Origin of the sequence: Roseivivax marinus (assembly GCF_900109705.1) — a bacterium.
GTDB lineage: Bacteria > Pseudomonadota > Alphaproteobacteria > Rhodobacterales > Rhodobacteraceae > Roseivivax > Roseivivax marinus.
In genome coordinates, this window is the sequence record NZ_FOAI01000015.1 from 43452 (window position 1) to 62214 (window position 18763).

An 18763-nucleotide genomic window follows, 5' to 3' on the forward strand; every position below is an offset into this window, starting at 1 on the left:
CAGTCCGCACCTCAAGCCGGCCCTGACAGCATCCGCCAACCGTCTTCCTGGCAAGAATATCCGGATCCGCCGTCGCCGTTCGTGTTGGTGCCGGGCTGTCGCGCGTGCTCCGGTTCAGCCCTTTTCCGGGGTCAGGTGCTGCGCCGGAGCATCCCCGGCGTCGGCGGTGTCGAGGGTCGCCCACGTGCTGTCGCTGCTCGGCTCCGGCGGGGTCATGCAGCTGCGGCGGTGCAGGTTCACCTTGCAGATGAACTGCGCCGAGATCGGTGCTGTCACGAACAGGAACGCCATGATCAGCGCCTCCTGCAGCGACGGCTCGTCCCGGGCGAACGCACCGAGGATCGACGCCAGCAGCAGCGCGCCCACGCCAAGCGTACTGGCCTTGGTGGGCGCGTGCAGGCGCTTCATGGCGTCGTCGAGCTTCAGGAGGCCGAACGAGCCTACCAGCGTGAACACGGCGCCGACCACGAGGCTTATCGTGATGGCGATATCGAGGATGAGGGTCACGGTTTCGGGCGTCATTCGATGATGTCCCCCCGCAGCACGAACCGGCAATAGGCCACGGTCGACACGAAGCCGAGCATGGCAACGATCAGCGCGGCCTCGAAGTAGATCTGCGTGCCTTGCGAAATGCCGAGCATGACGATCAGGCCGATCGCGTTCACGGTCATGGTGTCCAGCGCGAGGATGCGGTCGGCGGTGTGCGGGCCGAGGATCAGGCGCACCATCGCGAGCAGCTGCGCCAGCGACACCGCGCCGAAGGCCCCGTAGATGGCATAGTCGACGAAGCTCATTCGAAGATCTCCTTCAGTCGGCGTTCGTAGCGGTCCTTGATCTCGTCACGGACCTCCTCTGCGCTTTCGGCGTCGAGCGCATGGACCAGCAGGCAGTGCCCCTCGTCCGACAGGTCGGCCGACACCGTGCCGGGCGTCAGGGTGATGGTCCCCGCGAGCATGGTGATCGCCTCCGGCCGGCGCAGTTCGAGAGGGATCACGACCCATTTCGGATGCATGGCGGTGTTGGAGCGCGTGACGACGAGCCACGCCACGGCGACGTTGGCCGCGAGGATGTCCCAGATCACCAGCACAACGTAACGTGCCAGCTTGAACAGGCGCAGGCCGCGCGGCGCGTCGGGCCAGTAGGCGCGCGTGGTGAGCGGGATCAGGATACCGAGGATCACGCCCATCACGATGCTGCCGAGCGCGATGCTGTTGGCAACAAGGCACCACGTGATGGCCAGCAGAATGGTCAGCAGAGGATGGGGAAAGACGGCTCGCGCGGCGCGGTTCATGTCAGTGCCCCCCTGCTTCTTCTTCGGCCCCGGGTGTCATCTCCGAACCGTGCTCACCGGCGGCCTCGGTGCCGTGATCGTCGGAACCGTGCCCTCCGTCATACGAGATCTTCTTGCCCTCGGTCTCGAGCACGGTGGTGATGTACGGCTCGGGTGCGAACAGCTGTGCCGAGGTCGCCGCCATGAACCGGTTGATCGGGCCCGCAAGGACCGTGTGCGCCACGATCAGCGCGATCAGTCCGCCGATGGCGACCAGCGGCAGGACAGGCTGCCGCTCGGGATGGGCCTCGGGTTTGCTGTCGACGTTGTCCATCTCGGTGCCGGGGTCGTCCTCGAGGTCCTCGGCGGCCTCGCGGGCCTTCCAGAACACGGTCGAGCCCGCGCGGCTGAAGCCCACCACGGCGACCAGCGAAGTCGACAGGATCACCGCCCAGGCCCAGACCACCTGCGGGCTGTCGAAGGCGGCGTCGAGGATCAGCAGCTTGCCGAGGAAGCCCGACAGCGGCGGCAGGCCGGTCATCGCGATGGCCGAGGCGAAGAAGAACGCGGCAAGGATGTTGGCGCCCGGGATCGGTCTGGCGCGGCGCAGTTCGGCACCGGTGCGGCCACGATGCTCGGCCACCAGGTCGACGATCAGGAACAGGGCCGCCGTCGCCAGGGTCGAGTGAACCACGTAGTAGAGCGCCGCCGCGATGCCGGTCTCGGTGAACAGCGACATGGCTACGGTCAGCATTCCCATGGAGCCGATCACGGCGAAGGCCACCATGCGGTCGAGCCGCACCGCGCCCAGCACGCCGATCATCCCCACGGCGAGGCCGATCAGCGCCAGCGGCATCAGCCAGGTGTCCAGCAGGCCCTGCGCGACCCCGAGGTCGGGGCCGAACACCAGCGTGTAGATGCGGATGATCGCATAGGCGCCGACCTTGGTCATGATCGCGAAGAGCGCGGCCACCGGCCCCGGCGCGTTGGCATAGGACGCCGGCAGCCAGAAGTGCACCGGCGCGATGCCCGCCTTGATCGCGAAAACGATCACCAGAAGCACCGCGGCGGTGCGGATGCCCGACGACTGCGACGGGACGATCGCCTGCACCCGCTGCGCCAGATCCGCCATGTTGAGGGTGCCGGTCTCGGCATAGATCAGGCCGAGCGCGAACAGGAAGAGCGTCGAGCCGAGCAGGTTGTAGAGAACGTATTGCGTGCCCGCATGGGTCCGCTGCGTTCCGCCCGAGTGGATCATCAGGCCGTAGCTCGCGATCAGCAGCACCTCGAAGAACACGAACAGGTTGAACACGTCGCCGGTCAGGAACGCGCCCATGATGCCCATGAGCTGGAACTGGAACAGGGCATGGAAGTGCCGCCCGCGCGTATCCCAGCCGGTGCCGATCGCATGCAGCAGCACGAAGAATGCCAGCACCGCGGTCAGCAGCACCATCATCGTCGACAGGCGGTCGGCCACCAGCACGATGCCGAAAGGCGCCTGCCAGTCGCCCAGCTGGTAGATCGAGACGTCCCCGCCGGAAGCCTGCACGAAGAGGCCCACGGCTATGGCGATCAGCGCCACGGTGCCCGCGACGGAAAAGACCCGCTGCATGGGCGCGTGGAACCGCGTCGCCAGCAGGATGAACGCGGCCAGCATCGCCGGCAGCACGACGGGAGCAACGGTCCAGTGGCTCATTCCGCCTTCTCCAGCTTGCGCACGGCGTCAAGCGCGCCGCCCTGCTCGTCCACGTGGTCGTCGTCCGAGCCGAGATAGGCGCCGAGCGCGATGACCACGACCACCGCCGTCATCCCGAACGAGATCACGATCGCGGTCAGAACCAGCGCCTGCGGCAGCGGATCGGTGTAGCGCGTCGCCTCGTCCATCAGGATCGGCGGCGCCGAGACGGTCAGGCGGCCCGACGCGAAGAGGAACACGTTGACGGCATAGGTCAGCATGGCGGTGCCGATGATGACCGGGAAGGTGCGCAACCGCAGCACGAGGTAGATCCCCGCCGCGGTCAGCACGCCGATGCCGGATGCGACCAGAAGCTCCATGTCAGGCGCCTCCTTCGTTCGTGGTGCCCCGCGAGGGGTCGATGTCCATGGCGTGCTCGTTGTCCGTGTCGTGGGCCCGTCGGGCCATGCGGCTGAAGCTCTCGAGCGACAGCAGCACGGCGCCCAGCACAGCGAGGAACACACCGAGGTCGAAGCCCATGGCCGAGGCGACCTCGAACTCCTCGAGCAGCGGCAGCTTGATGTAGGTGAAGGACGAGGTCAGGAACTCGTGCCCGGTGAACCACGCGCCGATGCCGGTGAGGCCCGCGATCAGCACGCCAGCGCCGACGATCCCGTGGTAGGGATAGCGCTGACGATCCGAGGCCCAGGCGAAACCCGACGCCATGTATTGCTGCACGATGGCGACCGCGACGACCAGGCCCGCGATGAAGCCGCCGCCCGGCAGGTTGTGCCCGCGCAGGAAGATGTAGATGCCGATCAGCAGCAGCACCGGCATGATCACGCGGGTCAGCACCACCATCATCAGCGGATGCCGGTCGCCCGCCAGCCGTGTCTGCGGCTCCCGGTTCAGCAGGCGCGCCCGCACCGGCCCGCCCATCAGCGCCTCGGTCAGCGCGAAGATGACCAGCGCCGCGATGCCAAGCACGATGATCTCGCCGAAGGTGTCGAACCCCCGGAAGTCCACGAGGATCACGTTGACGACGTTGGTGCCGCCCCCGCCCTTGTAGGAGTTCGCGAGGTGATACTCCGAGATCGGGCTTTCGACGAAGTCGCGCACCAGCATGTAGAAGGCCAGCATCCCCGCGCCGACGCCGCCCGCCACGGCGATGAGGCCGTCGCGCAGGCGGCGACCCGCGCCGCTTTCGACCGGGGTCTCCTGCGGCAGGAAGTTCAGCGCCAGCAACATGAGGACGACCGTCACCACCTCGACCGAGATCTGCGTCATGGCAAGGTCGGGCGCCGAAAAGTAGGCAAAGCCCACCGACACGATCAGGCCGACGATCGCGATCAGGATCAGCGCGGCCAGGCGGTTGCGGTGCTTGAACACGAGGAAGCCCGTCGCGGCGACCAGCATCGCCCAGGTCGCGACGGCGACCGCCGTCGGCGGATAGACGACGCGGCTGCCCATTCCGGCCTCGCCCGTGACGAAGGCATAGGCGCCCGCCGCCACCACGAACACGACGAGGATGGCTGCGAAGCGCGTGAACGAGCCGTCATGCAGACCGCAGGTGACCCGCCGGGCCACCCAGACCGCCCCGCCGACGATGCCGTCGAAGATCGTCTTGGCCTCGGGGCGCGGGGTGACATCCCAGCCCTTCTGCAGGAACCGGTGCAGGAGCAGCAGCAGGATGCCGCCCGCGACGGCCACGCCCGACAGGTAGAGCGGCGGCTTCAACCCGTGCCAGATCGCGAGGTGATAGGACGGCACCTCGGCGGTCGTCCCGAGCACGGCGGCGGTGACGAACTTGACCAGCGGCTCGGCGAGGAACGGCGCGCAGCCGATGATGACCACCAGCGTCGCCAGGAACGCGGGCGGCAGCCACATGCCGAAATTGGGGTCGTGCGGATGGCTGGGGTAATCGTCGCGCGTCTTGCCGAAGAAGGTGTGGAAGATGAAGCGGAACGAATAGGCGGCCGAGAACAGCGCGCCGAAGGTGGCCAGCGCCGGCACCAGCCAGTGCGGACCGAAAAGCTCGGTATGAAGCGCCTCCTCGAGCCACATCTCCTTGGACACGAAGCCGTTGAAGAGCGGGATCCCTGCCATCGACAGCGCCGCGACCGTGGCGATGGTCGCCGTCACCGGCATCAGGTGGCGCAGGCCGCCGAGTTTGCGGATGTCACGGGTGTGCGCTTCGTGATCGACGATCCCCGCCGACATGAACAGCGCCGCCTTGAACGTCGCGTGGTTGAGGATGTGGAAGATCGCCGTCATCGCGCCGAAGGCCGTCCCCGTGCCCAGAAGCATGGTGATGAGGCCGAGATGCGAGACGGTGGAAAACGCCAGCAGCGCCTTCAGGTCATGCTTGAAGAACGCGATGACCGCGCCGAGCACGACGGTGATGAGCCCTGCCCCGGTGACCAGCCAGAACCACGCCTCGGACCCCGACAGCACCGGCCAGAGCCGCGCCATCAGGAAGATCCCCGCCTTCACCATTGTCGCCGAATGCAGGTACGCCGAGACCGGCGTCGGCGCGGCCATGGCGTGCGGCAGCCAGAAGTGGAATGGGAACTGCGCCGACTTGGTGAAGCAGCCGATCAGGATCAGGATCAGCGCCGGCAGGTAAAGGTCCGAGGACTGGATCGCCTCGCGGTTCTGCAGGATCTCGGTGAGGTCGTAGCTGCCCGCGATGTTGCCGAGGATCAGCATCCCGCCGATCAGCGCGAGGCCGCCCATGCCGGTCACGGTCAGCGCCATCCGCGCGCCCTGCCGGCCTTCCTTGAGATGCTTCCAGTAGCCGATCAGCAGGAAGGACGACAGCGATGTCAGCTCCCAGAAGATCAGCAGAAGCAGGATGTTGTCGGACAGGACGATGCCCACCATCGCGCCCTGGAAGAGCAGCAGGTAGGTGAAGAACTCGCCCATGTCGTCGTTGCGCGACAGGTAGTAGCGCCCGTAGACGATGATGAGGCAGCCGATCCCGAGGATCAGGCTGGCGAAGAACGCGCCCAGCGGATCGAGGAAGAAGGTGACGTTCAATCCCAGCTCGGGCAGCCAGTCGATCCGCGCGGTAACGGTCTCGCCCGACAGAAGCGCGGGGAAGTTCGAGACCAGCCCGACGAGGGCCAGCACGGTGACGGACAGGGTACCCAGCGCGCAGGTCCGGCGACCGGCCTGAACGAGGATCGGCGGCAACAGCGCCCCCAGGAAGGGCATCAAGACGACGAGGATCAGGGACAAGGTCGCTCCCACCGTGGCTGGATCACTGACCCTTGATGCGGAAGTTTCCCCCTAGCCTCAAGTCCTAGGGCCCGATTTTCGGTTCGGTTTCGCCCTTCGCATCGCGGTTTCGCGATAACATTCGGGTCAGGTGACGCGGGGACAGGCTACGGAAAGCAAATCCTGACGCGAGGCTTTCGGCAACAAACCGTCACTTGTCAGACAACTGATAATCTGTTTGTCTCAGCTCAATTCGCCGGAGTCGCTTCATGTCGATGACCTTTCACAAGCTTTCGCGGCCGAAATCCCTCCCCGAGGAGATCGCGCAGCAGATCCGCGACCAGATCGCGGCGGGCGACCTCGCCCCGGGCGCACGGCTGCCCAGCGAGGCGCGGCTTCAGGCCGAGTTCGACGTCGGCCGCAGCGCCGTGCGCGAGGCGATCTCGCGGCTCAAGGACGACGGGCTCGTGGTCACCCGGCAGGGCGTCGGTGCCTTCGTGGCCGAAGACCCGCACGGCTCGAAGTTCCGCATCCAGAGCACGGGCCCGGACCTGATGACGGGGCTGCGCTACATCCTCGAGATGCGGCTCGAGATCGAGGTGGCGGTGGCCGGCATGGCCGCGCGACGGCGCTCGAAATCCGACCTGCGCCGTCTCGGTGACGCCGTGGCCGCGCTGTCGGCAGCGGTGGAGCGGCAGGACGGCCAGCCCGAAGCGGCCCAGCGCGCGTTCTGGTCCGCCGTCGCCGCGGCGGCGCGCAATCCGCACATGAACGACCTGATCCGCTACCTCGAGGGCCGCTTCGCCGACCGGCTCCAGACGGTGCGGGTGCCGCAGGCCGGCCAGGGCGCCGAGCTGGTTGCCGAATACGAGACGATCCGCGCCGCCATCGCGGCAGGCGATCCGGACAAGGCCCGCCGCGCGGCGTGGCGACACCTGTTGCGCGCCGCCGACCGCCTGGGTCTGCGCGGGCTGCAGGGATGGGATGAAAGCAGGATGACGGTGATCGGAGACATGACAGAGACCGAGATTCCGCGCTGCGCCGCGGCCGACCCGGCGCCGCGGCCCGCGCGCTTCACGCCGCCCCCGGGCAGCTGCGACTGCCACGCGCACGTCTTCGGCCCGGCCGAGACCTATCCTTACGTGCACGGGCGCACCTACACGCCGCCCGACGCGCCGCTCGCGCAGTACCGCAAGATGCTCGACACGTTGGGCATCGACCGCGGCGTGATCGTGCAGCCCAGCGTCTATGGCACCGACAACCGCGCCACGCTCGACGCCGTGCGCGCGGGCGGCGACCGCTACCGCGCCGTGGTGGTGGTGGACGAGGAGGTGACCGAGGCCGAGCTCGAACGGATGCACGCCGCCGGTGCGCGCGGCGTCCGGGTGAACCTGATCTTCCGGTCGGGCATCGAGGTGTCCGACGTGCGCAAGCTCGCCGACAAGATCGCGCCGCTCGACTGGCACATGCAGCTCCTGATCGACGTGTCGGAGTTCGCCGACCTGCGCGACACGTTGGGCTCGCTGCCCGTGGACACGGTGATCGACCATATCGGCCACATGCCGACCTCGCGCGGCGTGGATCATCCGGGCTTTCGCGACATGCTCGCGCTGCTGCGCGACGGGCGCAGCTGGGTGAAGCTTTCGGGCAGCTACCGGATCACGTCCGAGACCGAGACGCCCTACAAGGACGTGGCGCCTCTCGCCCGCGCCATCGTGGAGGCCAACCCCGACCGCGTGCTCTGGGCGACGGACTGGCCCCACCCCTACGTGAACGTGCCGATGCCCAATGATGGCGCGCTGCTGGACATGCTCGCCGACTGGGTGCCGGACGAGGAGACGCGCCGCCGCATCCTCGTGGACAACCCGGCCCGGCTTTACGGCTTCGACCCCGTGGCCTGACCGGGCCCGGGACAACTTCACCACCATTCATGACGGGAGGAGACCCCATGAACATCATCGCGAAGACATCCGCCGCCGCCCTGCTCGCCGCTGGCGCCCTTGCGGGCACCGTGACCGGGGCCGCCGCGCAGGACGTGACCATGCGGATCGGCTGGACGACCTCGGACGGCGAGGCGGACCCCTACGCCATCGCCGCACGCCAGATTCAGGCCGAGCTCGAAGAGCGCGCGCCGGGCGTGTTCGACGTGGAATTCTTTCCCAACAACCAGCTCGGCGACGAGAAGCAGATGATCGAGGCGCTGCAGTTCGGCACGCTCGATCTGGGCATCATCACCAACGCGCCGGTGGGCAACGTCGAACCCGCGTTCCAGATCCTCGACATGCCGTTCCTCTTCCCCGACGAGGAAGCCGCGCACGAGGCGCTGGACGGAGAACTGGGCGACGAGCTGATGTCGCGGCTTGAAGGGTCCGGCATCGTCGGGCTGGGCTTCGCCGAGGGTGGCTTCCGCAACATGATCAACAACGCCCGCCCGATCCAGCAGCCGGACGACGTCGAGGGCGTCAAGTTCCGGGTGATGCAGAATCCGGTCTTCATCGACATGTTCCAGTCGCTCGGCGGCAACGCCGTGCCGATGGCCTGGGGCGAGACGTTCACCGCCGCGCAGCAGGGCACCATCGACGGCCTCGAGATCCCGCTCGCCGTGATCGCGTCCAACAAGTACGCCGACGTGGTCGAGTACCTGTCGCTTACCCAGCACACCTACTCGGCACTCGACATCCTCGCCTCCGAGCGGTTCCTCTCGGGCCTTTCGGACGAGCAGCGCACCACCGTCACCGAAGCCGTGGACGCCGCGATCGAGACCCAGCGCCAGACGGTGCAGGAGAACGCCGACGCGGTGCTCGCACACCTCGAGGAAGCCGGCATGACGATCAACGAGATCGAGGACCCCGAGGCGTTCCGCGAGAAGGTCAAGCCGGTCTACGACTCGTTCCGCGACGACATCGGCTCGGACCTCGTGGACATGGCACTCGGCCAGTCCGGCTCCGAGTGATCTCTGCCACCTGACGCTAGACACGGGCGGGCCGGCGCACGGCCCGCCCGATCACCGACCGAAGGGGGAGGTCGACCGATGAAGGCTCTCGACGCCATATCCGCCGCCATCGCGCGCGCGACCGCCTGGGTCGTGGCGATCCTGGCCACGATCATGCTGAGCGCGCTCGTGCTCCAGGTGTTCTCGCGCTACGTCCTGGGATCGGCTTTCTCGTGGACCGAGGAACTGGCGATCATCCTCTTCGCATGGGTCGTCCTGCTGACCGCCACGATCGCGATCCGCGACGACGACCACGTTCGCCTCGACGCGGCGCTCGGTGCCCTGCCCGATCCCGCCCGTCGCGTCTGGCTGCGGGTCATCGCCGTCGGCATCCTGGGCTTCTGTATCCTCTTCGCGTGGTCCGGCGTCAGCTACGTCGACCGTACTCTGGGGCAGGTGACGGCGGCCATGCGCCTGCCGATCGAGTGCCTGCACCTCGCCGTGCCGGTCTCGGGCGTCATCGGCGCGCTGCACGCCTTCGTCCGCGTCTTCATCCCCGTCGCGGATAGAACCGACGAGGCCCCGGCATGAGCGCAACGGCCTGGATCATCCTGTCGGTCTTCTTCGGCGGCCTCGTGACCGGCGTGCCGGTCGCCTTCGCCATCGGCCTTTCGGCGGCCGTGGGTCTCTACGTCGCCGACTTCCCCTTCGTCGTGCTGGCCCAGCGGGTTCTGGCGGGCACGCAGGTTTTCTCGCTGCTGGCGATCCCCGGCTTCGTGCTGGCGGGCGAGCTGATGATGGCCGGCGGCCTGTCGCGGCGCCTGGTCAAGGTCGGCCAGGCGCTGGTGCAGCACATCACCGGCGGGCTCGGCATGGTCACCGTGGTGTCGGCGACCTTCTTCGCCGCGATCTCGGGCTCGGCGCCCGCGACCACAGCGGCCATCGGCGGCATCATGATCCCCGAGATGGAAAAACGCGGCTGGCGCCGCGACTTCTCGACCTCGCTCGCCACGGCATCCGGTCCCATCGGGCAGATGATCCCGCCGTCGATCCCGATGATCATCTGGGGCGTGATCGCGGAGGAATCGATCAGCCAGCTCTTCCTCGCGGGGATCATCCCCGGCCTCTTGATCGCCGTCGGCCTGATGATCTGGTGCTGGACCGTCGCCCGGCGCGAGGGCATCAACACCGACGCCCGCCGGAGCACCGCGTCCGAACTCGGCCGCGCGGTATGGGAGGGCAAGTGGTCGCTCGCCGCGCCGCTGGTGATCCTCGGCGGCATCTACGGCGGCGTCTTCACCCCCACCGAGGCCTCGGCCATCGGCGTCGCCTACGCGCTGATCGTGGGCGTCGGGATCCACCGCGAGATCAAGTTCCGCGACCTCGGCCCGATCATGGTCAAGTCCATGCGCACGGCCACCATCGTGTGCTTCATCATCGCGGTCGCCTCGGCCTTCGGCTGGCTCATCGCGATCGAGCAGATCCCCGGCACCATCGCCTCGGGCATCCTGTCGGTGTCGGACAACCCGGTGGTGATCCTGCTGCTGCTGAACCTCGCCCTGCTGTTCATCGGGGCGGTGATGGACAACGTGGCCGCCATGATCATCCTCGGCGCGATCCTGACCTCCATCGGACAGAGCATCGGCCTCGACCCGATCCACCTCGGCGCCATCGTGGTCATCAACCTTGCCATCGGCATGGCCACCCCGCCCTTCGGCTACTCGCTGTTCGTGGGCTCGGCGGTGTCGGGCGTGCCGATCGAGAAGCTCGTCCGGACCCTGTGGCCGATGCTCGCCATCATGCTCGTGGTGCTGCTTCTGGTGACCTACGTGCCGGCGGTGACACTGGCGCTGCCCTCGCTCATCCGCTGAGCCGCCGCGGCCGGGGCACCGTCCCGGCCGGGCACCCGGCCACATCGTCGCGCAAACGTGAGCCGCCGCGCGCCCGCACGAAACGGGCCTTCGCCTTCCATCCCGCGTCAGCATCGGCCAGAACTCTGCCACCCTGCCATAGGCCCGCCCCCATCCCGGGGGCCGAGGAGGCTGCCATCCGCTTCGCGACCACCATCGCCCTGACGCTCGTTCTGTCCGCCGTTGGCCTGACCTACGAGATCGCCGCGGGCCGCGTCCTCGCTCCGTTCTTCGGGACCTCGCTGCTCACCTGGACGGCGGTCATCGCGACCGTGCTCGCCGGCTTCTCGCTGGGCAGCGCGCTCGGCGGCCTCGTCGCGGAACAGGAGCGGTCCGCCGCAGCGGCCCATGTCCGCCGCGCGCTCGTGGCGACGGCGGTACTCATGGCCCTGTCGCCCACGCTTCTCGGGGCGATCCACGCCCTCGGCGCGCGGGGCACCGGCGGGATGCTGGTCAGCGTGGTGCTGGCCTTCTTCCCCGCCTCGGTGTGCGTCACCATCCCGTCGCCCTTCCTCGCCAAGCTGGCGGTCGAGGCGCGCCCCGGCCACGAGGGATCGTCGCTGGGCCTCGTGCTGGCCGCCGGATCGGCGGGCGCGATCATGGGCTCGATCCTGTCGGGGTTCGTGGCGCTGCCCCTCATCGGATCGACCGCGACCTTCGCCGTGTGCGGCGCGACGGCGCTGCTGTGCCTGCCCTTCGTGCGCGTGCGGCCCGAGAGCGGGACGGCCCCGGACGCTGCCGCCAACCTTCGCTCGGGCGCGGTGGTCGGGGCCACCGCCTTCGTCCTCCTGGCGGGCGTGGTCAGCGCCCCGGCGTGCCGCTACGAATCCGGTCTGTCCTGCCTGCACGTGGAACAGTCCGGCGCCGAGAAACGCCTGTTCTCGGACCGTACCATCCAGGCGGCGGAGCGGGTCGGCCCGGACGGCGCGCCTCTCGGGGACGACTCCGAGCTCGCGCTGTCCTATGCAGAAGTGCTCTGGGCTTGGATGGACCGCGATCTCGGGCCCGCCCCGTCGGTCCTGTTCGTGGGTGGTGGCGGCTACACCCTGCCCACCCGCCTTCTCGCCGACCGACCCGAGGCCCGGGCCATCGCGGTCGAGATCGACCCGCTGGTGACGGAAGTGGTGCGCGACCACCTGCCCCGCGCCGCGTCGATGATCGAAGCCGAAGGCTACGACGCCGACGGCGGCGAGGCCGCAACCGACGGAAGGCTCGGGATGGTCCACGCCGACGGTCGCGTCTTCCTCAACGAAACGGAGCATAGCTTCGACGCGGCCGTGATGGACGCGTTTTCGTCCGACACGGTTCCGGCGCACCTCGTGACCGTCGAAACCTACGAACGCCTGCGCGAGATCGTCGACGGCCCGGTCTACGTGAACCTGATCGACAGGCCCGACGGCCCCCTGGCGCGCGGTGTCCACGCGATCCTGACCGAGGTGTATCCCCACGTCCGGGCGCTGCAAGGTCCGCTCAGCGTGCGCGGACGCGCCAATGTCATCCTCGCCGCGTCGCCCGAGCCCCTGGCGGAGCTCGCCTCCGCGCCGGAGGGTTACGCGCCCGTCACGATTTCGCCCGCGCGGGCATTCACCGATGATCGCGGGTGGGTCGGCCACCGGTAGGACACTCCGGACTGCATGACTGAACCGGCTGCGCCGGGAAGATCGTCGGAAATCGGGCGATGGCGTCAATTCCCCCGCAGGCCGCGCGCCATTTTTCGCGATCCGTTTGGCTCTACCGGCGAGTCAGGCAGCCCCCGTGCCACAATCCGAATCGAACCTGTCGAAAATTGCACCTCGGAGTTGCGCCTCGCCCCGGAGGCTGCACGTTCCGGGTGCGATCCGGCCTTTAACTTCAAATAGATAATGCGGGCTTGCGAAAATTGAATACGTTAACTATTTTGCAAGAGCGCACTCGCGACTTTATGTCGTGCACGAAATAATCGAGCGTTATCAATCGCTGAATATCCCGCCATAAACCGCGGGTTGTGCGTCTCATTTCCGATCAACCCCGCCCCAATTTCCCCACAATCCGGACGGATTCAAAACCATAAGTAAACAAATGGCTCCCCGAGAAGGAACGCACCTCAACCGCAACAGGATGCGTTAACCATGTCGACCAACATCTCCGAGCTGAAGAACATCCAGGGTTTCATCGGCGCCTGCCTCGTGGACAGCGAGTCCGGCCTGATGCTCGCCAGCGAAACCAGCGCCCACAAGTTCGACCTCGAGGCCGCCGGTGCCGCCAACACCGAAGTCGTCCGCGCCAAGAATGCCGCGATGAAGGCCCTCGGCCTCGACGACGCGATCGAGGACATCCTCATCACCCTCGGCAGCCAGCTGCACCTGATCCGTCCGCTCGCCAACAATCCCAGCGTGTTCGTCTATGTTGCGCTCGAGCGCGCGAACTCGAACCTCGGCATGGCGCGCATCAAGGTCAAGAGCGTCGAAGGCACCCTCAAGATCTGATCCCGCCACGACGACGGGCGCACCTCGCGGGCCCTCCGCGAGGCCGCGCACCCGGCGGCCAAAGCCGCCCCGCCCCGGCGCGACCATCCCGTCCGGACGGTCCAGCCACGCGACACGACACCCAGGCACATTTCCCCATGTCCGACACGAGCTCGATCCGCAAACGCCACCGCGAAGGTTTCCGCGATCTCAACGACTTCTGGCAGAGGCTCGACGAGCTAGAGCATGCCGTCGAAGAGATGGCAGACTGCGCGCTGGCCTTCGCCGAAGACCCGCTGGACCGCACGCTCGAGGCGATCCGCGCCTTCGAGCCCTCGGTCAGCATCATCGGCCAGGTCAAGGCCGGCAAGAGCACGCTGCTGAACGCATTGATCGGCGAAACCGACCTGCTGCCGTCGGACGTCAATCCGTGGACCTCGGTCATCACCGGGCTTCACCTGAATTCCCGCCACCGGCCGCGCGACACCCGTGCGCTGTTCCGCTTCTTCGACGCGCACGAATGGGACCGGCTGGTCGCCACCGGCGGGCGGCTCGGCGAGATGGCCGCCCGCTCGGGCTTCGAGGCCGAGGCCGAAAGCGTCCGGACCCAGGTCACCGAGATGCGGCAGACAACCGAGGACCGGCTGGGCGACGAGTTCGCCTCGCTCCTCGGGTCGAGCCATGCCTTCCCGGAAATCGACAAGGACCTGATCGACCGCTACATCTGCTACGGCGATCCCGACGAGCTCGAAGAGGGGGCGACGGAAGGCGTCTACGCCGACCTAACGAAATCCGCCGACCTCTATCTCGACCTGCCGGGCTATCCCAAGGGCCTGTGCCTGCGCGACACGCCCGGCGTCAACGACACCTTCATGATGCGCGAGCAGATCACGCTGAACGCGATCAGCGAAAGCCGCGTCTGCGTCGTGGTGCTGTCGGCCCACCAGGCCCTGTCGACGATGGACGTGGCGCTTCTGCGGATCATCTGCAGCGTCGAGGCGCGCGAGGTGCTGATCTTCGTCAACCGCATCGACGAGTTGCCCGACCCCGAGGCCGAGACCGGACGCATCCGCGCCTCCATCGAGCGCACGCTGTCCCGTCTGGGCCTTGGTGACGGCATCGAGATTCTCTTCGGCAGCGGCTACTGGGCGAATTGCGCCCTCGGCGACGTCGGCGCCATGATGACGGCGAGCCGCGCCGCGCTGGCCAGCCTGCACGGCGGCGACACCGAAGACCTGCAAGAGCTGCGCGCCCGCGCCCTCGAATCCTCGGGCGTTGCGGCACTGCACCGCGCCATCGCGCGCCGCATCGTGGAGGGCCCGGGCGAGGCGTTCATCGCCGACACCCAGAAGGAAATCGACGCGATCATCGAGATGACCGAGGCGGTCGAGTCGGTGGCCGGCGGCACGGGTGGCTCCGCCGCAAGGCCCGGGATCGGCATGGCCGAACTGGCCGCGCGCATCGACGAGGTTCGCGGCGAGACGCTCGAAGCCTTCGACGAGAACGTCTCGGGCATCCGCGACGCGCTGCGCGAGCGGCTCGGCCGCGCGCAGGAGACGTTCGTGGCCTCCGCGCTTGACGCGCTCGGCGCGCACGTCAGGACCTTCGGCGCTGTGGATGCCTGGACGCACGATCCCGCGAACCTGCGGATGATGATGAAGACCGCCTTCGCCTCGGCCTGCGCGCGCCTCCGCCGCGAAGGCGAGGCCGCCTTCGACAACGTGCTCGACGGGATGCACGACGTGCTGCAATCGGATCTGGGCGTCATGCGCGAGACCCGCTCGATCGAGTTCCCCGAACAGCCCCAGCACAAGGCGCCCACGGTCCTGGCGCGCACGCTGACGCTGGACCTCGAGGCGCCGTGGTGGCGTCGGTTCTGGAAGTTCGGCGCCAAGAAAGCCGCAGAGGCGCGCTACCGCGAGCTCATCCTCGCCGAGACCACGCCGCTGGTCGAGGAGCTGGTCACCGACTTCTTCGATCCCGCCGCGGCCCGCACCCGTGACATCGTCGAGGTGTTCCTCGCAGAGCAGGGCAAGTTCGCAGAGGCCATCCTCGAATGCGTGCTGGAACCCGGCGCGGCCGAGCCCCGCGCCAAGGGCGCCGGCGTCCTGCCGAGGTTGAGCGCATGAGCACCGCCCGTCGCAGCACCCGCCCGCCCGCGGCAACGCGAAGCGCGCGCCGGCCACGCCTGCTCATCGCCGGCGAGTTCAGCGCCGGCAAGACGCGGCTGATCAACGGCCTTCTCGGCGGCGCCGTTCTGCCCTCCAACGTCACCGCGACGCACCTGCCCCCGGTCTGGCTGGTGGGCGGCGGCAGCGCGCGGATGGCGGTGGACCTCTCCGGAGAGGCGCGCGCCATCGAGGCGCTCGATGGCATCGACGTCGCCGCCACGCACCATTGCGTGCTGTCGCACCACGCCGACTGCCTGGCGCGGCTCGACCTGATCGACACGCCGGGCAGTTCGGACCCGAACATGACCGCCGAAAGCTGGGAGCGGATGCTGCCGTTGGCCGACGCAGTTGTCTGGTGCACCAACGCCACCCAGGCCTGGCGTCAGAGCGAAAAGGCCGTGTGGCAGGACATGCCCGAGGCCCTGCGCGCCAATGCCACGCTGCTGGTGACCCACGCCGACCGCCTGCCCGATCGCCGCGCCGCCGACCGCGTTCTGCGCCGGGTGCAGCGCGAGGCCGGACCGTTCTTCGCGCACATCCTGCTGGCCTCGCTGATCGAGCCCGAGGACCTCGCACGCATCGGCGACCACCTTGGCCGCCTTGCCGAGGGCCTCGACGCCCTGCCCGGCCGCGCGGACAAACTGACCGCGGAGCTTGCCGCGCAGCCCGTCGCCCGGCCCCACGGGTCCGAGGCCGCGCCTGTCGCTCCGCCGCGTCGCGTTGCTCCGGCGGAGACTGCGCGTCCGACCCGCCCCATGCGCCCCGGCCGGTCGAACGTGGTGCGGCTGCCGCTGGCCCCGTCGGGCGACCGGCCCGCCGATCTGCGCGCGCTCTGGTCCGCGATGATCGAGGACATCGACAGGACGGATGCCACTGCCGTGCTCGCCTGCGTCGAGCGTCTCATCGACAGCCTCGAGACCGGCGAGCGCCTTCCCGGCGCCACCGCGCGTCCCGAACCGACCGCCACCGAGCCGCGTCCCGTCACCGCCGCACGTGAAGAGGAATAGCCCCATGAAGATCGCCCCCCGGCAGCGGCAGGAGCTAGATTTCCTGCGCGAGACCCTCGACGCGCTCGACGGCGCGGTGGACCGCAAGACCCGCGCCAACTTCCGCGAGATCCGCGAACGGCTCGACGCCTGGGCCGCCCGCGTCGCGGTCATCGGGCAGGTGAAGGCTGGCAAGTCCACCTTCCTCAACGCCTTTCTCAACATGCACGACTTCCTGCCTTCGGACGTGAACCCGTGGACGTCGGTCGTGACCAACATGCGGATCAACCTGCCCTCCGATCCGGCCTTGGGCGCGCGGTTCGAGTTCTTCGACGAAAGCGACTGGGCCGAGATCATCGACGGCGGCTCGCGCATCCGCAAGCTGACCGAGCAGTTGCTGCCGGGCTTCGACACCGAGGTGCTCAAGCGCCAGAGCGAGGAAATGCGCGACCGCGCGCAGGCCCGTCTCGGGCGCCACTACCACGCGCTTCTGGGCAGCGCACACGATTACGACTTCCTCACGGCGGACCTGCTGCAGCGCTACGTCTGCGCCGGCCCCGGCTCGGACGCGGGCCTCGACCGGCAATCGCTCGGACGCTACGCCGCGCTCACCAAGGTCGCCAACACCTACATGCGGAACCCCGAGTTCCAGGTGCCGACCATCGTCACCGACACGCCGGGCGTGAACGACCCGTTCCTCGTGCGCGACGAGTTCACCTGCCGCAGCCTCGACAAGTCCGACGTGTTCGTCGTCGTCCTCTCGGCGCACCAGCCGCTGACCGACGTGGACATCGCGCTGATCCGCATCCTCGCGCGGCAGGACTCCAAGGACGTCGTCATCTTCGTGAACCGCATCGACGAGCTCGAGGATTTCGCGCATTCGGTGCCGCGGGTGGTCGAGGACGTCTCGCGCCGTCTGTCCCGCGCGATCCCGGGCATCACCTTCAACATCCGAGCGGGCAGCGCCTACCTCGCCGACCTGACGCTGAGCGACGACCCCGACGCCGAGGCCGAGCGCGCGGCCGCCGACACCCCCGAGCTGGCCGAGTATCTCCGCGCCACCTATGGCCGTGTGCCCGAGAACCGGCTTGACCGGCTCTACCTCGCCTCCGGCATGGACGACGCCAAGGCCGTGTTGTCGTCGGTGATCGACAACGGCGTCGGCTGCAATCAGCTTGCCCAGATCGCCGAGGACATCCGCGCCGAGATCAACGGCACCCAGTTCGTCATCCGCCGCGAGCGCGACTCGCTGCAGATGCAGGTCGAGAGCATCGGCAAGGACGTGGCCGAGCAGGCCGTGGGAGAACTGGAGACCGAGATCGAGGCGATCCGCCAGATCCTCGCCCGGCTCGAGAAGATCGTCGAGACCGCCGACACCCAGATGGACAAGGTGCTTGGCAAGGCTTGGTCCGGGCTCGAGGGCCGGCTGATGTCGCGGATCGACAGCTTCGTCGGCGACCAGCGCCCGGTCTTCGAGGAACGGCTGTTCCGCTCCGAGATCGCCAAGGGCCCGGCCCGCGCGCTGGAGATCGACATCGCACCGCTCCAGGCCGAGATCGAGACCGAGGTGGTCGGGAGCTACGACAAGTGCCGCGCCGCCGCCGACGTGATCCTGGACAACTGCATCCACTCCTGCCGGCAGACCATCGCCGACCGGTTCGAGGACCCGACCGAGAACATCCGCCTTCAGGACCTGCCCTATGAGCAGTTCAACTCCACCCTGACGCTCGCCAAGAAGTCGCTGCGGGTCGAGATGATCGCCGATCGCGGGTGGGCCTTCTGGCGGCGGCCCGCGCTCAATGTCGAGAAGTCGATCGCCGCGCTCAAGACGCTCGCGGGCGAGGAGATGCGCCCCCCGGTCGAGAAGATCCTCACCGCCTTCAACGAGGCGATCACCGAACGCGCCACCGCCGGCAATGGCCGCATCCGCGTGATGCTGCGGATGATCGAGGCCAGCCTCGCCGAGCGCACGCACCGGCTCAAGAAGGACAAGGCCGAGCTGCAGCAGATCGCCGGGGACCCCGAGATCCAGCGCCGCATGGTGATGCGCCTGCAAAGCCAGATGGAGGTGCTGGAGCGCCGCCTTCTCGATCTCTCCGCGCTCGACGGTTCGCTCGCGCGCGCGGACCTCTCCAAGGCAGCCTGAGGACCGAAGA

15 protein-coding genes are annotated in these 18763 nt (G+C 68.2%); 9 read left to right on the forward strand and 6 right to left on the reverse strand.

Annotation, left to right across the window (positions count from 1 at the left end; all coding sequences use genetic code 11):
• Positions 1-114 precede the first annotated feature (114 nt).
• The 6 genes from BMX29_RS16000 to BMX29_RS16025 are packed head-to-tail and all read right to left on the reverse strand — an operon-like array spanning position 115 to position 6185.
• Positions 115-522, reverse strand: a complete 408-nt coding sequence (locus BMX29_RS16000; RefSeq protein WP_092814792.1) for a Na+/H+ antiporter subunit G — start codon at positions 520-522, stop codon at positions 115-117.
• Positions 519-794 (reverse strand): K+/H+ antiporter subunit F, encoded by a 276-nt coding sequence (locus BMX29_RS16005; protein WP_043842349.1) that lies wholly within the window; start codon positions 792-794, stop codon positions 519-521. The genes BMX29_RS16000 and BMX29_RS16005 overlap by 4 nt, the downstream gene beginning before the upstream one ends.
• Positions 791-1291 carry a Na+/H+ antiporter subunit E gene (locus tag BMX29_RS16010; RefSeq protein ID WP_092814795.1) on the reverse strand — a complete coding sequence of 167 codons (501 nt, stop codon included), beginning with the start codon at positions 1289-1291 and terminating at the stop codon, positions 791-793. Before BMX29_RS16010 ends, BMX29_RS16005 begins: the two co-directional genes overlap by 4 nt.
• Before the next feature lies 1 nt (position 1292).
• Positions 1293-2966 carry a monovalent cation/H+ antiporter subunit D gene (locus BMX29_RS16015; RefSeq protein WP_092814798.1) on the reverse strand — a complete coding sequence of 558 codons (1674 nt, stop codon included), beginning with the start codon at positions 2964-2966 and terminating at the stop codon, positions 1293-1295.
• Positions 2963-3325: a Na+/H+ antiporter subunit C gene (locus BMX29_RS16020; protein ID WP_092814801.1), complete on the reverse strand. Its 363-nt coding sequence runs from the start codon at positions 3323-3325 to the stop codon at positions 2963-2965. Before BMX29_RS16020 ends, BMX29_RS16015 begins: the two co-directional genes overlap by 4 nt.
• A 1-nt stretch (position 3326) precedes the next feature.
• Complete coding sequence (locus tag BMX29_RS16025) at positions 3327-6185, reverse strand: monovalent cation/H+ antiporter subunit A (RefSeq protein ID WP_092814804.1); 2859 nt, start codon at positions 6183-6185, stop codon at positions 3327-3329.
• A 248-nt stretch (positions 6186-6433) separates the two neighbouring features.
• On the opposite strand from BMX29_RS16025, the gene BMX29_RS16030 reads away from it, so the two are divergent.
• From BMX29_RS16030 to BMX29_RS16065, 9 genes are all read left to right on the forward strand, one after another.
• Positions 6434-8065 carry an amidohydrolase family protein gene (locus BMX29_RS16030; RefSeq protein WP_217644397.1) on the forward strand — a complete coding sequence of 544 codons (1632 nt, stop codon included), beginning with the start codon at positions 6434-6436 and terminating at the stop codon, positions 8063-8065.
• 47 nt (positions 8066-8112) lie between these two features.
• A complete protein-coding gene (locus tag BMX29_RS16035) occupies positions 8113-9117 on the forward strand; it encodes a TRAP transporter substrate-binding protein (protein WP_092814807.1) in 1005 nt (334 codons plus the stop codon).
• 78 nt (positions 9118-9195) lie between these two features.
• Positions 9196-9687 carry a TRAP transporter small permease gene (locus BMX29_RS16040; protein ID WP_043842341.1) on the forward strand — a complete coding sequence of 164 codons (492 nt, stop codon included), beginning with the start codon at positions 9196-9198 and terminating at the stop codon, positions 9685-9687.
• Positions 9684-10967 carry a TRAP transporter large permease gene (locus tag BMX29_RS16045; protein ID WP_043842340.1) on the forward strand — a complete coding sequence of 428 codons (1284 nt, stop codon included), beginning with the start codon at positions 9684-9686 and terminating at the stop codon, positions 10965-10967. The genes BMX29_RS16040 and BMX29_RS16045 overlap by 4 nt, the downstream gene beginning before the upstream one ends.
• A complete protein-coding gene (locus tag BMX29_RS16050) occupies positions 10877-12625 on the forward strand; it encodes a fused MFS/spermidine synthase (protein ID WP_244889265.1) in 1749 nt (582 codons plus the stop codon). The genes BMX29_RS16045 and BMX29_RS16050 overlap by 91 nt, the downstream gene beginning before the upstream one ends.
• A gap of 489 nt (positions 12626-13114) precedes the next feature.
• The gene (locus BMX29_RS16055) at positions 13115-13471 is read left to right on the forward strand and encodes a hypothetical protein (protein ID WP_043842338.1); all 357 of its coding nucleotides are present in this window, start codon (positions 13115-13117) and stop codon (positions 13469-13471) included.
• Between the two features lie 137 nt (positions 13472-13608).
• The gene (locus BMX29_RS16060; RefSeq protein WP_092814809.1) at positions 13609-15579 is read left to right on the forward strand and encodes a dynamin family protein; all 1971 of its coding nucleotides are present in this window, start codon (positions 13609-13611) and stop codon (positions 15577-15579) included.
• Positions 15576-16628 carry a P-loop NTPase family protein gene (locus BMX29_RS19325; protein ID WP_175471216.1) on the forward strand — a complete coding sequence of 351 codons (1053 nt, stop codon included), beginning with the start codon at positions 15576-15578 and terminating at the stop codon, positions 16626-16628. The genes BMX29_RS16060 and BMX29_RS19325 overlap by 4 nt, the downstream gene beginning before the upstream one ends.
• Positions 16629-16632: 4 nt before the next feature.
• The gene (locus BMX29_RS16065; RefSeq protein WP_175471217.1) at positions 16633-18753 is read left to right on the forward strand and encodes a dynamin family protein; all 2121 of its coding nucleotides are present in this window, start codon (positions 16633-16635) and stop codon (positions 18751-18753) included.
• Positions 18754-18763: the final 10 nt, after the last annotated feature.

Coding starts and splice junctions, on each gene's coding strand:
- BMX29_RS16000 (WP_092814792.1), bottom strand. CDS start 522: ATGACGCCCGAAACCGTGACCCTCATCCTCGATATCGCCATCACGATA.
- BMX29_RS16005 (WP_043842349.1), bottom strand. CDS start 794: ATGAGCTTCGTCGACTATGCCATCTACGGGGCCTTCGGCGCGGTGTCG.
- BMX29_RS16010 (WP_092814795.1), bottom strand. CDS start 1,291: ATGAACCGCGCCGCGCGAGCCGTCTTTCCCCATCCTCTGCTGACCATT.
- BMX29_RS16015 (WP_092814798.1), bottom strand. CDS start 2,966: ATGAGCCACTGGACCGTTGCTCCCGTCGTGCTGCCGGCGATGCTGGCC.
- BMX29_RS16020 (WP_092814801.1), bottom strand. CDS start 3,325: ATGGAGCTTCTGGTCGCATCCGGCATCGGCGTGCTGACCGCGGCGGGG.
- BMX29_RS16030 (WP_217644397.1), top strand. CDS start 6,434: ATGTCGATGACCTTTCACAAGCTTTCGCGGCCGAAATCCCTCCCCGAG.
- BMX29_RS16035 (WP_092814807.1), top strand. CDS start 8,113: ATGAACATCATCGCGAAGACATCCGCCGCCGCCCTGCTCGCCGCTGGC.
- BMX29_RS16040 (WP_043842341.1), top strand. CDS start 9,196: ATGAAGGCTCTCGACGCCATATCCGCCGCCATCGCGCGCGCGACCGCC.
- BMX29_RS16045 (WP_043842340.1), top strand. CDS start 9,684: ATGAGCGCAACGGCCTGGATCATCCTGTCGGTCTTCTTCGGCGGCCTC.
- BMX29_RS16055 (WP_043842338.1), top strand. CDS start 13,115: ATGTCGACCAACATCTCCGAGCTGAAGAACATCCAGGGTTTCATCGGC.
- BMX29_RS16060 (WP_092814809.1), top strand. CDS start 13,609: ATGTCCGACACGAGCTCGATCCGCAAACGCCACCGCGAAGGTTTCCGC.
- BMX29_RS19325 (WP_175471216.1), top strand. CDS start 15,576: ATGAGCACCGCCCGTCGCAGCACCCGCCCGCCCGCGGCAACGCGAAGC.
- BMX29_RS16065 (WP_175471217.1), top strand. CDS start 16,633: ATGAAGATCGCCCCCCGGCAGCGGCAGGAGCTAGATTTCCTGCGCGAG.